This window comes from Stenotrophomonas sp. MYb238 (assembly GCF_009496535.1).
Lineage (GTDB): Bacteria > Pseudomonadota > Gammaproteobacteria > Xanthomonadales > Xanthomonadaceae > Stenotrophomonas.
This window is the reverse complement of record NZ_WIDL01000003.1, coordinates 185,988-207,677: the sequence shown is the minus strand read 5'-3', so window position 1 is coordinate 207,677 and position 21,690 is coordinate 185,988. Positions and strand designations below refer to the sequence as shown.

Here is a 21,690-nt window from a genome sequence, read left to right as displayed (position 1 = left end):
CCTGCGCGCGGCGCTGCTGATGTTCGGCAGCGCCATGGCCTTCGGCCTGATGGCCATCGCCATCCGCTACGCCACGGCCCACGTGCCGACCCAGGAAGTGGCCTTCTTCCGCAACGCCTTCGGCCTGCTGGCCTTGTTGCCGATGCTGCTGCGCCCGGGCCATGCGCCGCTGCGCACCCGGCAACTGCCGCGCTACCTGGTGCGCAGCGCGATCGGCCTGGCCTCAATGCTGTGCGCCTTCTGGGCGCTGGGCCACCTGCCGCTGTCCCAGGCCATCTCGCTGTCCTATTCCACGCCGCTGTTCGTGACCATCGCGGCGGTGCTGTGGCTGGGCGAGACCGTGCGCGCGCGCCGCTGGGCCGCGGTGATCGCCGGCTTCATCGGCGTGCTGGTGATCGTGCGGCCCGGCTCGCACGGCTTCCAGGCCGGCAGCCTGATCGCGGTGGCCGCGGCCATGCTCAGCGCACTGGTGTCGATCCAGATCAAGCAGCTCACCCGCGTCGACGGCCCGGATACGGTGGTGCTCTACACCTACGTGTTCTGGGTACCGCTGTCGCTGGTGCCGGCGCTGTTCGTGTGGACCTGGCCGACCGGCATCGCCTGGCTGTGGCTGGTAGCCACCGGCGTGCTGGGCACGGTCGGCCAGTTGCTGTGGACGCGCGCGCTCAGGCTGGGCGAAGTCTCGGCGCTGACTCCGATCAGCTTCACCCAGCTGCCGCTGGTGGTGCTGCTGGGCTGGCTGCTGTTCGGCGAGACGCTGGACCGCTGGACCCTGCTGGGCGCGGCCATCATCCTCGCCGCCAATGCCTATATCGCCCATCGCGAGGCGGTGCTGGCGCGCCGGGCCGCCTCGCAGGCCCCATGCACCATTGCCAAGGTCAACGAATAGCCGTCAGCCGGCCTGCAGCAATTGCGGCAGCAGCGCGTCGGGCAGATGCAGGCGCGCACTTTCCAGGCAGAACGGCAACGCCCACAGGCGCAAGCCGGGGTTGTGCGGGAAGGTGAACTCCAGTGGCGCGGCGAAGGCATCGGTCATCGGATAGACCAGTGCCATCTCGCCCACCCCACGCAGATAGGCATGGCCATAGGCATGCAGCTGGTAGAAATCCGCCTCAGCCAGGCCATAGCCGCGGGCAGCGCTGCCTGAGCGGGAATCGAGCAGTTTCCATTTGGTATCCAGCACCATGCGCGCCGCCGTCCCCTGCTTGAGCAACAAGTCCGGTTGCAGCCGGAACCACTGCGCCTGCGCATGCCGCACCAGGTGCTCACTGCGCGCCTGCACGGCAAGGTGCAGCAACGCCGGCAGTTGCGCAGGCAGGTGCCTGGCGACATAGGCCTCGAACAAGGCGGCCATCGGGAACAGCAACGAGGGCGCGGCATGCGCACCGCCGCTGGGCAACGGAGAGCAGCCCTCGAGGATCAACCGCGCCCACGCCAGCGCATCGGCGTAATGCGCCATGCCACGGTCGCGCTGCACCCGCGCGAAATCCATGGCCGGCGCCGTCGAGGGCGGCACCTCGGCGAACACGAAGGCCAACTCGCGCGCCAGCCGCTGGTTTTCCCGCGAGCTGCTCTGCGCAAGCACCCGGCGCAGCGCCGCATGCAGCAGGCGGTTCTCGGCGCGGTCGCTGGAAAATTCATCGTGCGCGGTGAAAAAGCGGTCCGGGTGCAGGCGATTGCGCCGCAGCTGCTCGCCCAGCAGCAGCTTGCCGCGCAGCGCCGGCAGGTTGCCTACGCATTGCCGGTAATCGCTACGCAGGCCGCGCTTGACGATACCCCGTACGCCATCGAGGAATCCGGCGATGAACACTTCCGGCAGCGGCATGCGCAGCGCCAGTTGTTCGGCGCTGCCGGCGCGCACGTGGCGGAACCCCGGCAGGCAGCGCAGCATCGCCACCAGCAGACGCCGCGCCGACGCATCGCCACCGGCAATGGCTTTGCCGACCTTGGGCAACACCTCGATCCGGACACCATCGGCGGCCTGCACGATGCCGGCATGGCTGGTCAGTTGCAGCGCCGGGCGCCCGCGCCAGCGCGCCGGCCGTATCCAGGGCGCGTCGCCATCGCCGCCGAAGCATCGCGCCTCCAGCCAGCGATACGTCGATGCCGGCACCGCGCGCACGCCGGCCTCAAGCGCGGTCGCCGCGTCGCCGGCAACCAGCCGGTCGAATTCGTGAGCGGTGATGACCCCGGCCGGCATCGGCATCACGCCAAGGTCGAATAGATACAGACGTAGGATTCGGGCCGCTCGAACGCCTGCATGTCCAGTTCATGGCGCGGGTTGACGCCATGTTCGTCCAGGCCGTGGTCGTCGCCGAACAACTGCTCCAGCGCGCCATCCGCATCGGCCTGCACCACGAACCGCACGCCCTCCGGCTTCTGGTTGTCGGCCAGTATCAGGCGGATCTTGTTCCAGTCCTCGAAGAAATATTCCTCCAGCAGCGGCAGGATGCGGCTGCGGAACACCGCCTTCAGCGCGGCAAAACGCGCCGGGCCTTCCGCCACGTCGCGCAGGCCGGTGAAGAAGGCATGGCCGATGGCATGGTCGCGGTCGTACAGGCTTTCGATGCGGCGGTTGATGGCCGCCAGCATGCGCGCGACGTCGATCTCGCCGACGCGCAAGTCCTGCAACGGCGCAAGGTCGGGCGGTACCGGCACGAACTCGAAGCGTCGGCGCAGTGCGGTGTCCAGCAGCGCCAGCGAACGGTCGGCGGTGTTCATCGTGCCGATGATGTCCACGTTGCGCGGCACGCTGAACGGCTCGCCCGAATACGGCAGCAGCACCGACAGCGCATTGGCCGCGCCCTCGCGCTTGTCGGCCTCGATCAGGGTGATGAGTTCGCCGAATATCTTGCTGATGTTGCCGCGGTTGATCTCGTCGATGACCATCGCGAAACGGTGCTGCGGCTCGCGCCGCGCCCGCTCGCACAGCTTCTTGAACGCGCCGGGGCGGATTTCGTAGCGCACCTGCCCGCCTTCGGCCTCCTCGTCCAGCATCGGGCGCAAGCCTTCGACAAACTCCTCGTAGCCATAGGACTGGTGGAAGGTGACGAAGCTGTAGCGCTGGATTTCCTCGCCGGCCACCCTGCCGGCCTGCAACGCATCCACGGTGTCGATGATGTCGGCGCAGGATTCATGCCAGTCGCCGGCAAGATGCCAGATCGAATTTTCGTCCTTGTCGAATACGCCCGGCGCATTGCGCCGCCCGAATTTCACCGTGATCGAATCGTCCACGGTATGCGCCTGCAATGCGCCCCACAGATATTGGCGCGCGTTCCGGCTCTGCGACTGCCCTTTGGCCGCCGCGATGGCGGTGATGAACGGATGTTCGGCCAATGCGGTGACCGAGGCGCTGCCGCCCAGCTGGTACAGCGCGGCCACCAGCCCTTCCCAGCGGGTCAACGGCGCAATGCGTTCGGCGATGAGTTGTTCGCGAAGCTCGGCGGCACTGGCCTGCGATTGCGTGAAGCGCTCCTTCAACAGCCTCGAAACCCGCCAGGTTTTTCCCGTTCCCGGTGGCCCGTAATAGATGCGGTTGAGCGGCGCGGTGCCGGCCACCTGCTGATCGTTCGATGTCATCGTCACGTTTGCATTTCCCTTCGCCAGTTCCGCAAGCCCGACCAGACCCAGCCCGAAGAAAGGCGCAAGCAGCAAGCCCTCGCAATCGGTCAGCTCGGCCGCCGGCACCTGCTTGAAGGTGGAGTTGTAGTTCGGCGTCCAGCCGCGTCGCTCTGCGGAATAGGAGTCCTGTCGGATGGCCGGCTGCAACACCCGGTAATGCCGCTGCAACCAGCCTTCGCCCTTGGCGCAGGGCTCGGCGGCCGAAGTGAACTGGCCTAGCAGCACGATGCGTTCGTTGCCATGACACAGGAAGAACACGCTGCCCAGCGGCGCCTCAACGAAGGCCTCGCCCTGGCCTTTGCCGGTGTTGGCGTGCATGACTGCCAGCCCCCGCTGCAAATACTGCTCGCGCTCCAAGCCGCTGAAATCGGCCGAACCATGCGAGAGCTTCCAGAGCGGAGGTAGCGCCGTGGCGCCTCCCTGCACCAGCCGCTGCGCCCGCCTGCAAGCATGAAACTCCTGCTGCACCTGGCTGCCTTCGGGCCGATTGATGCCTCCATTTTCATCCGGCAGCGCCCGGCGCGCGTCCTCCACGCTCGCTCGCGGGTTCTCCACCGCCCAGCGCCAGATCCTGCCGCTGCTGGTAGTGGGGGTCTGCAGGCGACGCACCAGCTTCGCCGCCGCGGCCTCCGGCGTAGTGCCGGATGGCACATGGTCATCGGCAGGCGGCGATGACCCGGCCAGCCACGATGCCCGTTCCAGCATCGTGCGGATGCGTTCAGATGCTTCGTCCATATCCCCTTTCACTCGCTCCACCGACACCGGCATCACGCTATCGGCAACGTGTGCCGGCTACAAGGTCCCCAAGCGCATGTTGATCGGCCAACGCACCTCGCGGCGCTGTGCGGCGTCACCCCACAGCGCCGCCATATCGGCGGCGAAGTCATGCAGGATGCCTTCGTACCCTGCCTCGCGCACGCTGCGCACCGCCGACAAGGTGGAGACGTAGCCCAGCAATTCCTCCAGATTCCACGTCTTTCGTATCTCCAGCGAGGCGGGGCATGTTCTTCGAAAGGAAAAGGTAGATCCGCGTAGCCAATATCGACAAGCTTGCGCTCGGCAGGCCAGTACCGGCAACCATAGCTCGAAAAAACAACGCCCCTGGCGGGGCGTTGTGCATTGCCGGATTCAGGCGCGTTCGGACCCAAGCATCTGCAGCGCCAGGATCACTCCCACTCATATGTAGTTTCAGCCAGCACGGCCAAGCCGATCTGGGATGAACTTGCCGAAACCATCTCACGCGACCGCCGACGCATGATATTCCGCCAGCGCTCCTGTAGTCGGCTTGATCGATTTTCCCACTCAGCGAGCGGAACATCGCCCCCCTTCACCAGACGATGCTTTTCTATACTGAATTTCAGAAAGTGGTCGACGGCCTGGACGATGTCTTCTTGCTCGGCTGAAATGCGGCCAAGATGCCCTACAAAATTGCGGGCGAGGGCTAGTTCACGGTCGTGGACAGAGACGGGAACGTCACCGGATGCTCGCGGCAGAAAGCGGCTCTTCTTCTGCATGTCCTGAAGCGCGTGACTTTGTACCAGTATCTCGCGACGAGAGATAAGAGCAGGACGTCCTTCGGACCAGTCTGTCCGGACCTTGGTTGTAAGCCATCCGAGCAGACCGTCGATGATGGCATCGGTGTCCGCCTGGGGATGGAGCGCCAATCCGTTCGCCAGAGTCGCTCGGATCGTGGCTGGCTCATCAGCTCCAACAATCTCGATCGCTTCAATCAGCTTCGACAGAGTGGTGTCATCGCGGGTCAGCACGTCCGCAATGAGGATGTCGATTTTCGCCTTGCCGGGCTTTGCACCCTTCGTGCGCAGCGCGGCGACGATATCTAGAGTCGGCGTGGCGTTGGCTACGCGATCTCGAAGAAGTGTTGCGAGCGGGGTCGCCACCCATTGGTTGACGAAGAGGAGATGACGATTGCAGTCCCTACCCTCATCCATCTCCCGAAGCTGGAGCCATATCTGCAGTGTTCGCCAGAGCGCCCTGCTACGATCGTTCAAGACTTTCGACGACGGATTGGAGGTGTTCTTGTCCTGTTCCGCAATAATCAGCTTTCCATCCCGTAGTACAGCAACATCGTCGAAATGCTCAACCGCAATAACGTCCTCTATGGAGGTTGCAGTAGCGAGATGATGAAGGGCACGATCTAGCTGCAGGATGTAGCCCGCGCTCTGAGGACCTGCCGTATTTTCGCAAATCTTGCTCAAACGACTGACCGACCTTGCGTCCGATTTCATCGTGGAGGGGAAGCTCACAAACTTCAAGCCGGAGACAGCACCTTCGAATGCCAACCATAAACTTGGTAGGGATTATAGGCAAAGATCAAGGATCTAAAGCACATTTGTGACCTCAAGAAGCTGCCTCTTTGAACTACCACCAACAGGCCGTAGCCCCCTTCTCGCGCATGAGCTTTCTGGTACTCCAAAGATTTGAGAAAAGGAAGTATCCGGCAACCAGAACAAGGGTGATCCCAATCAACAGGAATACGAAAGAGGCAACATCCGATGCCTTGTCATTTCGCGCTTCCGAGCTTGTCATTTCACCCCCGGCCGTCCCCCTCAAGAGCTGCTTCAATGTACATGCATCGCGTGCCATACGGGATAGCTACACCCCTCACGATACTAGAGCCATGCCTGCGTACTGGACCAGCGCGCCTTGCGGCTGTGCAACCACCAGCACCTTGCGAACGACCACCTTCTTCCCGTTGCCGACCTCATGGGTTCCCTCCGCCAGCTTCTCGACCTGGCCGCGCGTGCCCCCAAGCGCCGAGACCGGCAGGCCGAGCACCAGGAGGTCGATGGCCTCCACCCGCCCATGCCGTCCACAATGCCCGTTCTCTAGGCCAGCGGGCCTGCTATTTCTGGCGAGCGCCGCGTCTTCGGACCGGCGCTCTTCTTTTGGGCACCCCGGCCAGCCGCCCTCCAGCGACGTCCTTCAACCCGCCCGGACTTGGGTCACCACGCTGACACCTAGGAGGCTGCCGCCCTTGCCCAAGTATCGGCAAAGGCCGTACCCGGCACGCACGCTTGTGGGCATCCACCACGTGAGGCCTGTTAGTCACCTTCAACCAAACAAGCAGGCCCATAGCTCACAGTGCAGCGTGCTCACAGGCTTGGCATCGTCGGCGAGTAAAGAGCTCTTCGCGGTCAGCCCAAGAACTTCCAACTCAGCTGGCGAGACCGAAGGCATCTAGGCTGGAGGCCCCTTCCACATCGACCTGACAAGAACGCCAATGACCAAAACGCGAGCATATACCTCGGAGTTCGGCAACCAGATGGTAACGGCGGAGGCCATCAGCAAGATCCGATGCCGCGACTACAACCGCCAGCCAACCGGCCAACGTTTCTTCAGTACGCATCGTGTGGGACAGCGCCGTCCCGTTAAGCACATTCTAAAAGGGAACGGCTTCTTCGCTTACATCGAAGGCGGAAGCAACGATTCCGCTTCCGATGGCGAATCGCTGAGCCACCTCCTGTTCAAGGAGGCACTGGAGCGACTGGAATGCACCAAGCTCTCCCTGTATGTAACCACCTCGGGAACCCAGAGGCACTGGATGGACGTTCCCATTCGAATCAGGAAAGCGGAACAGGAGAAAATCGTCCCGCGCTCGGATGCGGCGCCGTTCCGGGCGGATGTCTACATGGAATTTGAGGATGACACCGGCCTCGCATTGAAATGGGAAAACCGGCTGTACTTGGAAATTTGCCATACCCACGCGGTCGATGCCAAGAAACAAGATGAACTTCGGGAACTGGGACTTCCGGTCATCGAGGTGGAGATTCCCGAATGCTTCGTCTACACCATCTCGGAAGACGAAACCAGCGACGCGAAGGAAGAACACTATCGGCAACGGATCAAGAAGATCCTCGAAGGCGAGCGCGGCTTCCTCAAGGGGGTGATCCTCAGCAATCCCAGCTCGAATGCGTACCTGCAGGCCGAGATACGGAATCAACGCCGCGAGATCACATCGCTGAAGAGCGAGATCGCAAAGCAAAAGGAGCTGCTGGCAGGGTCCCGGGAGCAGTTGCAGGCATCGGCCGTAGAAACCCAGCGTCTGTCCTCACGGCTGCAGGCCGCTCAAGATGCCGCGGTTGGACATGCATCCGCTCTGGCCAAGCAGAACCAGGAACTGGATCGCGTGAGCCAGGAACTGAGCAAGATCCAGTCGACAGCCTTGAAATTGCGCGAACAGCGAGACTGGTTGCTGGCGTCTTGGATCCTGCCTATCGGCCTCGGTCTCGTCCTGGGCCTCGCCTGGTACCTGTGGTGATGGCGCCCCATCGGAGAGGCACAAACCGAAGAAGAACGCATGCGGGTGATGAGCGATGCCCGGCAGTTCGCGCGACGGCTGCCGTCTGCGTTGGAGGCACTGCCCCAGGAATGTCGATGCGTTGTCTTGCTCAGCAGCGCCGTGGTCGCGTCAGGCTCCGACATGGTGGATCTGACACCAGCGCTCCATTTGTGTCTGGGACTCCAATGGGAAGCCTCCCGACAGCCGGCTGTGAGCCACGACCACGGACTATGGTGTCGGCCCGTCCCCCCTTCCTAGTGACCTTCCCCCGGGAGCACATGAGGACACTGAGCACACGGAGCACTCAGAGCACGGGATCACCGCCCCTTGCGGACAAATCACTGATTAATATGATATTTTCCCAACAAAGTCAGCGAAATTGTGCTAACTCATTCCTGTATTTCGCACAGAAAATTTCCAATCTCCCGTTCCAGATGATCTCAAAATTTGCGTGAGATACGGCGATTTTGTGCTAACTCACTGGTGTGAAAAAAGCCGCCGGTGGCGTCTAATGGATGGCAGCCCCATCAAGGATCGAATCCATGTCGACGGTGAAACAATTGCAGGCCAAGCGCCCGAAAATGGCCGATCGCGCCCGCCAGCAAATGGAAAAACACTTTCCCGACTATGAACGGGAACCGCTCTGGCACCGGAAGACCAACGACGGCTATTCCTCCATTCCTCGCACGCTCCCAATCGCCATGCAGGCGATCGACGCCCTGTCGAAAGGAAATCCAGGCGGGCATACCCTCTTCTGCCTCTGGGCTCGCGCGCCCGATCACCCTCTGCTGGTCATCGAATCGCCGACGACTTTCGCTGCCGAAGCCGGCTTCATCGGACAGCGTGCAAGCGATACGTGGCGCCGCCGGATGAAGCGGCTCAGGGAACTGGGGTTCATTCGCACGAAGAAGGGGACCAGCGGAGAGTTCCACTACGTGCTGCTTCTGAATCCAAACATCGTCCTAGCGGAGCTTAAGAAGCAGAAGAAGCTGCAGGAGCATCTGGCAGATCGCTTCGAGGATCGCCTGGCGGACATCGGCGCCCTTCGCGATATCAATGAGTTCCAGAAAAAGCTCGAGCGTCTGCGAGAGGAGGCCGGTGACAATGAAAGCGGGAAAGGCACCAAGCCCGGCACCGGCACTCCCAAGAAGAAAAAGTCGCGCCACCAGAAGCCCGGCGCACGCCAGGAGGCGAACTGACATGCCGTCCTCGAAGGGATCTTCCACTAGCCTTGCGGGTAGTGCCGCGCGTTGGGCTGCAGCCCCTTACTGTGCGTTCCGAGACGATGGAGCAAGACTGCGGGCATTGATTTCGCGCGACGTTCGCCGCGTCCTCGTTGCCGTTGTTATCGTCGGCGGCACCCACGTGCCTTGGCATAGCCTACTGTCGGTAGTGCTTGGGTAGGCCCCAATCCGACAGGCGCTGCCGGCCCCTTGGGAGGGCCCAGTACGTTCCTGATCTCGAAACGCCTGCGTATTCGCAACGTTTGACGCGAGAACTCAGGACATCAAGCAAAACAAGGCGCCAGCTTACACATCAGCACTGGCGCATTGTAGGCGACGATCAGCCAGCTAAAATTGGCCGAGCGATCGCTCTTACGCGTCAACACCAAGAAAATTACTGCATCGACCGATCAACGGTTGTCATCCTCGCCGCATGCATCGTCGGAGTGTATGTTTCGCCGCCCCTCCACGCGTCGACCATGTTGGCCCACTCCTGGAGCATATGACGGCGCCCTTCGGCGTACTCTGCCTTGTTGTAGATTGATCGCGAAGACCGTCCGCTTTCATGTGCAAGGCACTTCTCGATCCAATCACTGCTAAAACCTGCCTCGCTGAGTAACGTGGAGCCGGTCCGTCTAAGGTCATGAACTGTGAATGGCTCCAATGGAAGTCCTGCACTCTTCGCGTACTCAGAAATTAGTCGCGTGACGCGATTAAGCGTAGCTCTCGATATGCATCGATCCGCGTCATAGCGTGAGGGTAATACATACCTTGATCCGGCAGCATATGTGCGCAACTCGATCATGATATCGAGTGTTTGGGAGGACAGATATACATTGTGCGACCTTCTTCCCTTCATTCTTGCCTTTGGAATCGTCCATACCGCGGCTTCGAAATCGACCTCATCCCAGGTCGCTTCAATCAATTCGCTCTTGCGCACAAGCGTCAGCAAAATTAAACGCAATGCGAGCCGGATAGCAGGATAAGTCGACACAATATCCAGCTGTCGATGCATCAAATGGATTTCAGCCGGAGACAACGTCCGATCTTTCGGGACAAACGTGGCGATAGAGGCCACGCCTACCTCATCGGCCGGATTTGCAACTCTCTCCCCATGCAGGCTGGCATAGCCATAGATCTGTTTGACGATATCGCGTACGTGAAGCGCCGTCGCTGGCGCCCCTCGCCCCTTCACCCGCATGCACAGCGCACGCAGATCCTCTGCACGAACCTCGCTCAAAAGACGCTTTCTAAAATTCGGCAGGATGTCGCGCTCCAAGACGCTCTTGCGCATTGAACGCGTCGAAGCAGCCATGGAGGCACCATAAAGCCAATGGGTTGCGTGATCACTGAATGTCTTGGTCTCGGGGCCACGAGCTTTCTCCCGCTGCTTCTGCAGTGCCGGTGAAGTGCCTTCATTCACCAACCGTCTGGCATGAAGCAGCTTTTCCCGAGCTACAGCGAGCGAGATGCCACCAAAACCATAGCGACCGATGGTTAGCGTCTCGCGTCTGCCATTGATGCTGTAGTCGTATCGAAAAGAAATGGATCCCGTCGGTGAGACGGCCACATACATGCCATCGCGATCTGTGACCTTGTAGAGGGTCGAACGAGGCTTGAGATTCCGAAGTGCGAGGTCTGTGAGCATGCATTGTTCTCTTGATTTAGACGACCAATTGCCGTCACCAATCGCGAACCATGCAGATGCCCGAAACCCTCATGAAATCGTGGTTTTGGGATCAAATTTCTACCGTTCCTGACGGTATTGCCGAGATGATGGAATCACCGCCAACTTCAGCGCAGCCAGACGAGATTCATTGATACCGTTACAGATACCGTTAAATCCAGTTCCTTGCTCTACATCTGGCACGAAACCGCAGAAATAAAAGCTCAAAACATCAAACACTTACGAAAAACCAGCGATCAATCAATTGTCCAATACGATATCGCAAGTGTTTGATTTTTATTGGAAAATTTGAGATTCTATTCCCACTCGATCGTCGCCGGCGGCTTGCCGGAGATGTCGTAGACCACGCGTGAGACGCCGCGCAGTTCGTTGATGATGCGGTTGGACACGCGGCCGAGGAAGTCGTACGGCAGGTGCGCCCAGTGCGCGGTCATGAAGTCGATGGTCTCCACCGCGCGCAACGCGATCACCCACTCGTAGGCGCGCGCGTCGCCGACCACGCCCACCGACTTGACCGGCAGGAACACGGCGAAGGCCTGCGAGGTCTTGTCGTACAGGTCGGCCGCGCGCAGTTCCTCGATGAAGATGGCATCGGCCCTGGCCAGCAGCTCGGCGTACTCGCGCTTGACTTCGCCCAGGATGCGCACGCCCAGGCCCGGACCGGGGAACGGATGGCGGTAGACCATGGCGCGCGGCAGGCCGAGTTCGACGCCGAGGCGGCGCACTTCGTCCTTGAACAGCTCGCGCAGCGGCTCGACCAGCTTGAGCTTCATGTCTTCGGGCAGGCCGCCAACGTTGTGGTGGCTCTTGATGACGTGCGCCTTGCCGGTCTTGCTGCCGGCCGACTCGATCACGTCCGGGTAGATCGTGCCCTGCGCCAACCACCTGGCGTTGCCTAGCTTGTTCGACTCCTCGTCGAAGATCTCCACGAACAGGTTGCCGATGATCTTGCGCTTGGCTTCCGGGTCGCTGACGCCTTCGAGCGCCTTGAAATAGCGGTCGGCGGCGTTCACGCGCACCACTTTCACGCCCATGTTGTCGGCCATCATCTGCATGACCTGGTCGCCTTCCTGCCAACGCAGCAGGCCGGTATCGACGAACACGCAGGTCAGCTGCGCGCCGATGGCCTTGTGCAGCAGCGCGGCGACCACCGACGAATCGACGCCGCCGGACAGGCCGAGGATCACCTCGTCGCTGCCGACCTGCTCGCGCACGCGCGCGATCTGGTCGTCGATGATGTTGGCCGCGGTCCACAGCGTGGCGCAGCCGCAGATCCCGGTGACGAAACGCTTGAGCAGCGCCGCGCCCTGTTTGGTGTGGGTCACTTCGGGGTGGAACTGCACGCCGTACCAGCGCTTGTCCTCGTTGGCCATCGCGGCCACCGGGATGCGGTCGGTCACGGCGGTGATGGCGAAGCCCGGCGGCACGTGGGTGACATGGTCGCCATGGCTCATCCACACGTCCAGGCGCGGCTCGCCGTCGTGGTCGGACAGGCCGCCCAGCAGGCCGTCGTTGCCCAGCAGCTTCACCTCGGCGTGGCCGAACTCGCGCTGGTCGGCCGCCTCGGTGCCGCCGCCCAGCTGCTTGGCCATGGTCTGCAGGCCGTAGCAGATGCCCAGCAGCGGCAGGCCGCTGTCGAACACTTCCTGCGGCGCGGCCGGGCAGCCCGGCTCGGTGGTCGATTCCGGGCCGCCGGACAGGATGATGCCCTTGGCGCCGAACGCGGCGATCTCGGCCGGATCGTGGTCCCACGCCCAGATTTCGCAGTATACGCCGAACTCGCGGATGCGGCGCGCGATCAGCTGGGTGTACTGGGCGCCGAAATCGAGGATGAGGATCTTGTCGTTGTGGATGTTGGTCATGGCTGCCGGGACGAATCGGTGAAAACGAAAATCGGGGAACACATAGAGAAAGAGGAACGGGACACGTCCACGTTCCTCTTTGCCCGCTGCCGCGTCAGGCGCGGTAGTTCGGCGGTTCCTTGGTGATCTGCACGTCGTGGACGTGGCTCTCACGCTGGCCGGCGCCGCTGATCTTCACGAACTTGGGCTGGGTGCGCATGTCCTCGATGGTGGCGCAACCGACGTAGCCCATGGTCGCGCGCAGGCCACCAATCAACTGGTGGATGATGCCGCCGACCGGGCCACGGTACGGCACGCGGCCTTCGATGCCTTCCGGCACCAGCTTGTCGGCGGTGGCGGCGTCCTGGAAGTAGCGGTCCTTGGACCCCTTCTCCATCGCGGCCAGCGAGCCCATGCCGCGGTAGCTCTTGTAGGAGCGTCCCTGGAACAGTTCGGTCTCGCCCGGTGATTCCTCGGTACCGGCCAGCAGGCCACCGATCATCACCGTCGACGCGCCGGCGGCCAGTGCCTTGCCGATGTCACCGGAGTAGCGGATGCCACCGTCGGCGATCAGCGGGATGCGGTCCTGCAGCGCTTCGGCGACCAGGTCGATGGCGGTCACCTGCGGCACGCCGACACCGGCGACCACACGGGTGGTGCAGATCGAGCCCGGGCCGATGCCGACCTTGACCGCATCGGCGCCGGAATCCAGCAGCGCCAGTGCTGCTTCGCCGGTGCAGATGTTGCCGCCGACCACCTGCACGTTCGGGAAGGTCTTCTTCACCCAACGCACGCGGTCCAGCACGCCCTGCGAATGGCCATGCGCGGTGTCCACCACCAGCACGTCCACGCCGGCGGCGACCAGCGCCTCGACGCGACGCTCGGTGTCGCCACCGACGCCCACCGCGGCACCGACCAGCAGGCGCGTGGCGGCGTCCTTGGCGGCGTTCGGGTTGTCGCTCTTCTTCTGGATGTCCTTGACGGTGATCAGGCCGCGCAGTTCGAACGCGTCGTTGACCACCAGCACCTTCTCGATGCGGTTCTTGTGCAGCAGCGACAGCACCTCGTCCGAGGCGGCGCCTTCCTTCACCGTGACCAGGCGGTCCTTCTTGGTCATGATGTGGCGGACCGGGTCGTCCAGCTCGGTCTCGAAGCGCATGTCGCGATGGGTGACGATGCCGGCCAGCAGGCCGTCGCTGCCCACCACCGGCACGCCGGAGATGTTGTGCGAGCGGGTCAGCGCCAGCACGTCGCGGATGGTGGTCTCGGGGCCGACGGTGATCGGGTCGCGGATCACGCCGGACTCGAATTTCTTGACCTTGGCCACTTCGGCGGCCTGCTGCTCCAGCGGCAGGTTCTTGTGGATGATGCCGATGCCGCCAAGCTGGGCCATGGCGATGGCCAGGCGCGATTCGGTGACGGTATCCATGGCCGCCGAGACGATCGGCAGTTTCAGCCGCAGGTCGCGGGTCAGCCGGGTGCCGAGGTCGACATCCTGCGGCAGGACGATGGAATGGGCGGGGACGAGCGAGACGTCGTCGTAGGTCAGTGCTTCAGCCTGGATGCGCAGCATCGGCATACCCGAGATGTGGGGAAGCGCGTCATTTTACCCTTGTTCGGGCGCCGATGGCAGGGGGCCGGTGCGATGCAGTGTCGCGCCGGCGCGCGCCGTTCAGGGCTCCGCAGAGGGTGCCGGTCGCAGCCGGCGCGGCCCCGGACCGGCTCAGTCCGCCGCTTCGGCCGCCTCGATGGTGTTCTGCATCAGCGTGGCCACCGTCATCGGGCCGACGCCGCCCGGTACCGGGGTAATCCAGCTGGCGTGGCGGGACGCCGCCTCGAAGCCGACGTCGCCGACCAGGCGGCCATCGTCCAGGCGGTTGATGCCGACGTCGATCACCACCGCGCCCGGCTTGACCCACTCGCCCGGGATCAGCTGCGGGATGCCCACCGCCACCACCAGGATGTCGGCGTTGCGCACCGCCCGCTCCAGTTCGTCGCGCGGGGTGAACTTGTGGCAGCTGGTGACGGTGCAGCCGGCGATCAGCAGTTCCAGCCCCATCGGCCGGCCTACGTGGTTGCTGACCCCGACGATGGTGGCGTTGCGGCCGCGCACCGGCTGGTCGGTATGCGACAGCAGGGTGATGATGCCGCGCGGCGTGCACGGGCGCAGGCCGAATTCGCGCAGCGCCAGGTGCCCCACGTTCTGCGGGTGGAAGCCGTCCACGTCCTTGCGCGGATCGATGCGCTGGATCAGCCGGTTGGCGTCGGGGATGCCCGGCAGCGGCAGCTGGATCAGGATGCCGTGGATCTTCGGGTCGGCGTTGAGCCGGTCGATCAGGTCCAGCAGCTGCGCTTCGGTGGTGCCCGCCGGCAGGTCGTGGTCGAACGCCTCGATGCCGACCTTCTCCGCGGCGCGGCGCTTGTTGCGCACGTACACCGCCGAGGCCGGGTCGCCGCCGACCAGCACCACCGCCAGCCCAGGCCGCGGACGGCCGGCCGCGAGGCGCGCGTCCACGCGCAGCTTCAGGTCGTCGAGCAGCTCTTCGGCGATACGGCGGCCGTCGAGGATGCGGGAGGTCGCCGCGGAGGCATCGGCAGGCAGGGTCATGGGCGTGGGGGCGGGAACGGGCCGGCTATTGTCCCCGATTCGGCGCGGCGCGACATCCCGCCGGCGCGCCCGGCAGCGGCGATCAACCGCGATGGGCGCAGAACGCGGCGTAGTCGATGTAGCCCGGGAACGCGCGGCCCGGCGCGCAGACCGGGCAATCGGGATCGGGATGCACGCCGCTCTCGCGGAAGCGCATGCCCAGCGCGTCGAAGCGCAGCAGGCGTCCGGCCAGCGGCTGGCCGATGTCCAGCAGCAGCTTGAGCGCCTCGGCGGCCTGCATCACCCCGGCCAGTCCCGGCAGCACGCCGAGCACGCCGGCCTCGGCGCAGTTGGGCGCGAATTCCGGCGGCGGCGGTTCGGGGAACAGGCAGCGGTAGCAGGGCACCTGGCCGCGCCGGCGGCCAGCATCGAACACGGCCACCTGGCCGTTGAAACGCTCTATCGCCGCATATACCAGCGGCCTGGCGTGCTTGATGCAGGCATCGTTGAGCAGGTAGCGCAGCGGGAAGTTGTCCGAACCATCCAGCACCACGTCCACGTCTTGCATCAACGCATCGACATTGCCTGACGTCACCCGCTGCGCGATCGCCTCCACCTCGATGTGCGGATTGAGCGCGAGCAGGCGCGCGCGCGCCGACTCCACCTTGGCCGTGCCGATTCCGGCATCGGTATGGATGATCTGCCGGTGCAGGTTGCTGCGTTCCACCACGTCGTCGTCGACGATGCGCAGCCGCCCTACCCCCGCCGCGGCCAGGTAGAACGCCGCCGGCGCGCCCAGCCCGCCGGCGCCGACGAGCAGCACCCGCGAGCGCTGCAGGCGCCGCTGTCCGGCCTCGCCCACCTGCGGCAGCAACAGGTGCCGCGAATACCGGTCAAGGAAGTCGCGCTCGCCGGCATCGAGTTCGGGCTGCACCAGCGGCAATCCCGCCGCCCGCCACGCCAGCGTTCCACCCGCGACCGAAGCCACATCGGCATAGCCGGCAGCCGACAGTGCCACGGCCGCATCGGCCGAACGCCTGCCGCTCTGGCACAGCAAAATGATCTCCTGCTCCGGCAGCGGCAGGAACAGCGCCGGATCGGCCAGCAGTTCGCCCGAGGCCGCGCCCCGCGCACCTTCGGCCATGCCAGCGGCGCGTTCGTGCGCCTCGCGCACGTCGATCAACACCGCGCCGGCCAGTTGGCGGACGCGGGCCTGTTCCGGGGTCAGTTCGCGGATGCTCATGGCGGGATTATCGGCCATGCCTTCCCTGTGGGCCCGATTCATCCCGCTGTCCGCAAGGCACAGAAACCGCCAGAAGCGGTTTTGACAGCGACAACGCGGCGTTACGAGGTGGCGCGGCAACATTCACGCGCGTGGCGAAGCGCCGGCCTGAAATGGCGCCCAAACGCGGTAAAGGCCCGAAAGGCAGCCTACGTAGGGACAGCCGCAGACAAAAAGGGCGGCCTTGCGGCCGCCCCTGCATGATCACTTCCGGCCTTTCACATGCTTCATCAGGCGCCGCTTCGCCTTGACCTGGCGTTCGGTCAGCACGTTCTTCTTGCCCTCGTAGGGGTTGGCGCCCTCGCGGAACAGGAAGGTCACCGGCGTGCCCACCAGCTTGAAGCGCTTGCGGAAGAAATTCTCCAGGTAGCGCTTGTACGAATCCGGCAGTTCCTTCAGGCGCGTGCCGTGCACGATGAAGGTCGGCGGGTTGCTGCCGCCCGGGTGCACGTAGCGCAGCTTGGAGACATGGCCGCGGATGCTCGGCGGGGGATTGCTCTCGTAGGCGATTTCCAGCGCCTTGTTCACTTCGCTGGTGCTGAACTCGTGCGTGGCCGAAGCGTGCGCGCGATGCACCGCGCGGAACAGCTCGCGCAGGCCCGAGCCGTGCTTGGCGGAAATGCGCACCACCTCGGCCCAGGGCACGAAACCGAGCTTGAGCGACAGCAGGGTCTCGGCCTGCTCGCGCTGGTAGTCGGTGAGCCCGTCCCACTTGTTGATCGCGATCACCAGCGCGCGACCGGCATCGAGCACGGCGCCGAGCACGCTGGCGTCCTGGTCGGTGACGCCTTCGCTGGCATCGAGCATCAGCACCGCGACCTGGCATTCCTCGATCGAGCGCAGCGTCTTGACCACCGAGAACTTCTCGACCACCTCGTCCACGCGCGACTTGCGGCGCAGGCCGGCGGTGTCGATCAGGCGATACAGGCGCCCGTCGCGCTCCAAGTCCACGGAGATCGAATCGCGGGTGGTACCGGGCACGTCGGAAGCGATCATGCGCTCCTCGCCCAGCAGGCGGTTCACCAGCGTGGACTTGCCGACGTTGGGTCGGCCGACGAAGGCGATGCGCACACGCGCCGGATCGTTGTCCAGGGTTTCGGTCGTGCCTTCTTCCGGCAGGCGCTCGAGCACTTCCGCCAGCAGGTCGTCCAGCCCCTGGCGGTGCGCGGCCGAGACCGTGAGCATCTCGCCGAAACCGTAGCGGGCGAACTCCGAGCGCACCGCGTCCTCGTCGGTGCCGTCGATCTTGTTGATCAGCAGCAGCGTGGGACGCGACAGCTTGCGCAGCCAGGACAGGATCTCGTCGTCCAGCGCCGAGGTGCCGTCGCGGGCATCGACCACGAACAGGATCAGGTCCGCCTCGGCGGCGGCGGCGCGGGCCTGGCGCGCGGTGGCGCCGGCCAGGCCTTCTTCCTCTTCGTCGATACCGCCGGTATCGACGACCAGGAACGGATTGTCCTCGTCGAGCCGGCAGACGCCATAGTTGCGGTCGCGGGTGACGCCGGGCTGGTCGTGGACCAGGGCGTCACGCGTACGCGTCAAGGCATTGAAGATGGTCGACTTGCCGACATTCGGCCGTCCAACCAGGGCGACCAAAGGCAGCATCGCTTGGACTCCTTAATTCGCCAACCGCCAGGCGGTCAGCTTGCCGTCCACGTTCTGCACCAGCAGGACGCCGTCGGCGACGATGGGTTGCGCGATCACCCGGTCGCGCCCGCTTTTTTCGCGGGCCGCCAGGGCGCCGTCGCCCAGATGCAGCCAATGCAGGTAACCCTTGTAGTCACCGACCACGACATAGTCGCCCTGGATCGCCGGACCGGTCACCGAACGCCGTGCCAGCGCCTGCTGCGACCACATCGCCGACCCGGAGGTCTTGTCCAGGCCGAAGACCGTGCCCTTGCCGTCGGTCACCACGACGTTGCCCGAGGACACCGCCAGGCCACCGCCGCCGCCATGGTCGCGCGACCACAGCGGACGTCCGCTCGGGCCTTCGATGGCCATGGTCTCGTTCTTGAAGCTGGTCACGTACAGGTTGTTGCCTTCCAGCACCGGGGCGCCATCCACGTCGGCCATGCGCTCCAGCTCGGTGCGGCCTTCCGGGGTGCCGATGGTCTGCTCCCACAGCGGACGGCCGTCCTGCATCGCCAGCGCGCTCAGCGTGCCGTCGTCGTTGCCGATGAACAGCACACCCGGACCCGCCACCACCGGCGCGTTGCCGCGCACGGTCAGCATGGGCAGTTCCTGCGAGTTGAACCAGCGGCGCTCGCCGCTGCCGGCATCCAGCGCGGTGGTGCGGCCGTCGTTGCTGCGCACGAATACCAGGCCCTGCGCCACGGCGGGCGCCGCGATCACCTCGCCCGGCACCCGCGCACGCCATTTCTCGCTGCCGTCGGCCGCGTCGAGCGCGATCACCTGGCCGTCCAGCGTGCCGATCACGACCAGGCCCTCGCCCACGCCCGGGCCACCGGACAGGCGCAGCTTGGCCTTCTTCTTTTCCTTGGCCGGCTCGTATTCCCAGATCTGCTTGCCGGTCTGCAGGTCGAGCGCGTGCACGCCCCCCTGCACCGCCGCCGCATAGACGCGGCCGTCGGCCACGACCGGCGCCTGGCGCACGCCGATCCGGCCTTCGCCCTTGCCGACGTTCGCCGACCAGATCCTGCTGACCTTGACCGTGGGCTCGAACTTGACCAGCTCGGCCGGTTCCAGCGCCTTCTTGGCTTCGGCGTCCTTGCCGGCGAACCAGCCCTTCACCGTCGAGCAACCACTCAGCGCCACCGCGACCAGCGCGATGCCCGCAACATGCTTGAGCTTCATCAGATCTTCTCCGCCGCGGGATCGGCGACGGTACCGCCGGCGTCCATCAGCTTGATTTCCAGCAGGCGACGCTGCGGAGCGGCCACGTCGAGCTTGGCCAGCGACTGCGTATACAGGTCGCGCGCCTGTTCGCGCTTGTCCTGCGCCACCATGGCGTCGCCACGGATCTCCAGGCCCGCGCTGTCGTCGGCGTTGCCGAGCAGCGCCAGCGCGTCGGCGGGCTTGCCGGTCTCGATCAGCAGCCGGGCGATGCGCTGGTCGATCAGGGTCTTGAACTCGCCTTCGACCTTCAACCCGCGCAGGGTCTTGATCGCATCCTCGTTCTTGCCCGCCTCGACCTGGGCCTTGGCCAGTTCCAGCGCCGCCAGGTCGGCGTAGATGCCGGCCTTGCTGCCTTCCAGCGCAGCCACTTCCTTGACTGCCTCGTCCAGGTTCTTGGACTGCAGGCTGCGGGAGACGGCGTCATAGCGGCTGTTGGCCGCGGCCAGCTTGCCCACCTGTTCGTTCTGCCACCACTTCCAGCCACCGATCACCGCCAGCGCCAGGATTATCCCGCCAATGATTCCAGCGCCGTTCTGGCGCAGCCAGGTGCGGACACGTTCGCCTTGTTCATGCTCGTCGAGCAGGTCGTCAATCGCCATGCGTAACTCTCGCTCCAATCCCTGCCGGGGGAGCCTTGTTGTTTTGATCTGCGCTCGTTTCAGTGCGAAACGGGCGCCACGGAGCCGTCAGAGGATACCGTAAAGCGGGCCACATTATTACCGCTGGTATACGGCGCAAGGTCGACGCTTCCACCGCCTTGCTGGAAGTCCACCTCCGAGGCGTTGCCTACTTTCATGCGCGCCACCTGACCGGCCGCATAACTGCGCTTCTCGCCGGCCCGGACCAGGGCCTTCTCGACGATGGAGCCATCCGGAGCCGAAACTTCCACCCAGCTGTCGCCGCGGAAATCCAGGGTCAGGCCCGCGGATGCCGCGGACGCCTGCGGTTCGGCGGCCTGCCGCGCGAGCGGCGTCATCGATGCGATGTAGGGCGCACGCTCGGTCGCCGGGCGCGTAGCGGGTTCGTCCGCCCGCTGCGCCGCGGCCACCGACGCCGCGTCCGGCACGACGTCCAGCGACGCCGTGCTGGGGGGCGCAACGCCGAACTTGCTCTGGAACGCGTACCAGACCGGTACCGCCAGCACCGCGGTGATCACGACGTAGACCGCCCGGCGGCCGAGGCTTTCGGCCACCCGGCGCACGCGCGGGGTATGGGTATGACTGACCAGCTTGGGCGGTTCGACCGGCGCGATCCGCGCCTGCTGCAGGAGCTCGCCCAGGTCCACGCCGAGCAGGCGCGCATAGCTGCGCAACTGCCCGCGCACGAACACCGGCGCGCCAAGCCGCTCCCATCGTTCTTCTTCCAGCGCGGCGACCACCTGCACCGGCATGTGCAGCCGCCCGGCGACCTCCGCCAGCGACAGACCGGCCGCTTCACGCGCCTGGCGAAGCCGCTCCCCGCAGCCCACCGCCCCCTCTAAAGCGTTCATACCCGGATCATTGCTCACAATGCATCAGCCCTGGGAATTCGGGGTCGCGCCTGCAGGAAATTCCTCGCGCAACCGCTGCTGGTATCGGCTGACGGCACTCCTGTCGCCCAGCCGTTCTTCAATCTGAATGGCAAGTTGTAACACGGAAAGCGTGGCAGGCGCAGCCGCGAGGCGCCGCTGGTAGAAGGCCCGCGCCTCGAAATAACGGCCCTGCAGGAACTCGCTGCGCGCCATCGACTCCAGCGCATAGGCGTTGTCGGGCGCCAGTTCCAGCGCCTGCCGCAGGTCCTGGGCGGCGCGCTCGCGCTGGCCGGCATCCAGCGCGCAACCGCCGGCATTGGCCAGTGCGTCGGCCCTGGGCTCGTAAGCGGCATCGGCCAATGCACGGTCGAACCAGACCAGCGCTTCGGCCGGATGCCCATTGGCGCAGAGCCAGGCGCCGTAGTTGTTCAGCACGTCCCCCTGACGCGGCGCCAGCTCCGCGGCCCGGCGATAAAGCTCGCCCGCGGCCTCCTGCCTGCCGCGCCGGCCCTCGATCACCGCCTGCAGCGTATAGGCCGCCGGATTGGCCGGATCGAGCTTCTGCGCCGAACGGGCGTAGCCGAAGGCTTCATCCAATTGGCCGCGGCCGTACCTGTCGCCCGCCAGCCGCACGATCTCCTGGTAGCGCTGGTGCCTGCGCGCCTGCCGGCCATCGCGCACGTCCACCTGCTGCGACGCCTGCTGGTCCCACCGCACCTGGGTCGCCTTGATGCCGTGCCCGCCGCAGCCGGCGAGCAGCAGCGCGGCCAGCAGCACGACGGG

Annotated in this window: 18 protein-coding genes; 3 read left to right on the top strand and 15 right to left on the bottom strand. The window is 64.7% G+C overall.

The features are described from left to right. The first annotated feature begins 1 nt into the window (after position 1). Positions 2–889 (top strand): DMT family transporter, encoded by an 888-nt coding sequence (locus CQ393_RS03590; RefSeq protein WP_153190296.1) that lies wholly within the window; start codon positions 2–4, stop codon positions 887–889. Positions 890–892: 3 nt separating this feature from the next. Here the strand turns inward: CQ393_RS03590 and CQ393_RS03585 are convergent, their stop codons facing one another. The 5 genes from CQ393_RS03585 to CQ393_RS18425 form a co-directional block, all read right to left on the bottom strand. Then, positions 893–2,200, bottom strand: a complete 1,308-nt coding sequence (locus CQ393_RS03585) for an McrC family protein (RefSeq protein ID WP_153190295.1) — start codon at positions 2,198–2,200, stop codon at positions 893–895. A 5-nt stretch (positions 2,201–2,205) separates the two neighbouring features. Then, complete coding sequence (locus CQ393_RS03580; protein WP_228114240.1) at positions 2,206–4,356, bottom strand: AAA family ATPase; 2,151 nt, start codon at positions 4,354–4,356, stop codon at positions 2,206–2,208. A 57-nt stretch (positions 4,357–4,413) separates the two neighbouring features. Beyond that, a complete protein-coding gene (locus CQ393_RS03575; protein WP_153190249.1) occupies positions 4,414–4,578 on the bottom strand; it encodes a hypothetical protein in 165 nt (54 codons plus the stop codon). Positions 4,579–4,787: 209 nt separating this feature from the next. Next, positions 4,788–5,921 (bottom strand): hypothetical protein, encoded by a 1,134-nt coding sequence (locus CQ393_RS03570; protein WP_194269573.1) that lies wholly within the window; start codon positions 5,919–5,921, stop codon positions 4,788–4,790. Between the two features lie 322 nt (positions 5,922–6,243). Next, positions 6,244–6,438 (bottom strand): hypothetical protein, encoded by a 195-nt coding sequence (locus CQ393_RS18425; protein ID WP_153190247.1) that lies wholly within the window; start codon positions 6,436–6,438, stop codon positions 6,244–6,246. 424 nt (positions 6,439–6,862) lie between these two features. Here CQ393_RS18425 and CQ393_RS03560 point away from each other — a divergent pair, with 424 nt between their 5' ends. Beyond that, a complete protein-coding gene (locus tag CQ393_RS03560) occupies positions 6,863–7,900 on the top strand; it encodes a hypothetical protein (RefSeq protein ID WP_153190246.1) in 1,038 nt (345 codons plus the stop codon). A 563-nt stretch (positions 7,901–8,463) separates the two neighbouring features. Then, the gene (locus CQ393_RS03555) at positions 8,464–9,120 is read left to right on the top strand and encodes a hypothetical protein (protein ID WP_153190245.1); all 657 of its coding nucleotides are present in this window, start codon (positions 8,464–8,466) and stop codon (positions 9,118–9,120) included. Positions 9,121–9,538: 418 nt separating this feature from the next. Here CQ393_RS03555 and CQ393_RS03550 read toward each other — a convergent pair whose 3' ends face one another. The 10 genes from CQ393_RS03550 to pilW all read right to left on the bottom strand — a co-directional run bounded on the left by CQ393_RS03550 (position 9,539) and on the right by pilW (position 21,684). Further along, positions 9,539–10,792, bottom strand: coding sequence for a tyrosine-type recombinase/integrase (locus tag CQ393_RS03550; protein ID WP_153190244.1), 1,254 nt, complete (start codon positions 10,790–10,792; stop codon positions 9,539–9,541). Positions 10,793–11,127: 335 nt separating this feature from the next. Continuing rightward, entirely contained in the window at positions 11,128–12,693 is a 1,566-nt protein-coding gene (gene guaA, locus CQ393_RS03545; RefSeq protein WP_153190243.1) for a glutamine-hydrolyzing GMP synthase, read from the bottom strand. 94 nt (positions 12,694–12,787) lie between these two features. Beyond that, positions 12,788–14,245: an IMP dehydrogenase gene (gene guaB / locus CQ393_RS03540; protein ID WP_153190242.1), complete on the bottom strand. Its 1,458-nt coding sequence runs from the start codon at positions 14,243–14,245 to the stop codon at positions 12,788–12,790. 150 nt (positions 14,246–14,395) lie between these two features. Continuing rightward, complete coding sequence (folD, locus tag CQ393_RS03535; RefSeq protein ID WP_153190241.1) at positions 14,396–15,280, bottom strand: bifunctional methylenetetrahydrofolate dehydrogenase/methenyltetrahydrofolate cyclohydrolase FolD; 885 nt, start codon at positions 15,278–15,280, stop codon at positions 14,396–14,398. Between the two features lie 82 nt (positions 15,281–15,362). After that, positions 15,363–16,502, bottom strand: a complete 1,140-nt coding sequence (moeB, locus tag CQ393_RS03530; protein WP_153190240.1) for a molybdopterin-synthase adenylyltransferase MoeB — start codon at positions 16,500–16,502, stop codon at positions 15,363–15,365. Between the two features lie 243 nt (positions 16,503–16,745). Beyond that, positions 16,746–18,146 carry a ribosome biogenesis GTPase Der gene (gene der, locus CQ393_RS03525; protein ID WP_153190239.1) on the bottom strand — a complete coding sequence of 467 codons (1,401 nt, stop codon included), beginning with the start codon at positions 18,144–18,146 and terminating at the stop codon, positions 16,746–16,748. 12 nt (positions 18,147–18,158) lie between these two features. Further along, entirely contained in the window at positions 18,159–19,355 is a 1,197-nt protein-coding gene (gene bamB / locus CQ393_RS03520; protein WP_153190238.1) for an outer membrane protein assembly factor BamB, read from the bottom strand. After that, a complete protein-coding gene (locus CQ393_RS03515) occupies positions 19,355–19,996 on the bottom strand; it encodes a tetratricopeptide repeat protein (RefSeq protein WP_153190237.1) in 642 nt (213 codons plus the stop codon). Before CQ393_RS03515 ends, bamB begins: the two co-directional genes overlap by 1 nt. A 59-nt stretch (positions 19,997–20,055) precedes the next feature. Next, a complete protein-coding gene (locus CQ393_RS03510) occupies positions 20,056–20,886 on the bottom strand; it encodes a RodZ domain-containing protein (RefSeq protein ID WP_153190236.1) in 831 nt (276 codons plus the stop codon). 24 nt (positions 20,887–20,910) lie between these two features. Then, positions 20,911–21,684, bottom strand: coding sequence for a type IV pilus biogenesis/stability protein PilW (pilW, locus tag CQ393_RS03505; RefSeq protein ID WP_343199488.1), 774 nt, complete (start codon positions 21,682–21,684; stop codon positions 20,911–20,913). Between the last annotated feature and the right edge of the window lie 6 nt (positions 21,685–21,690).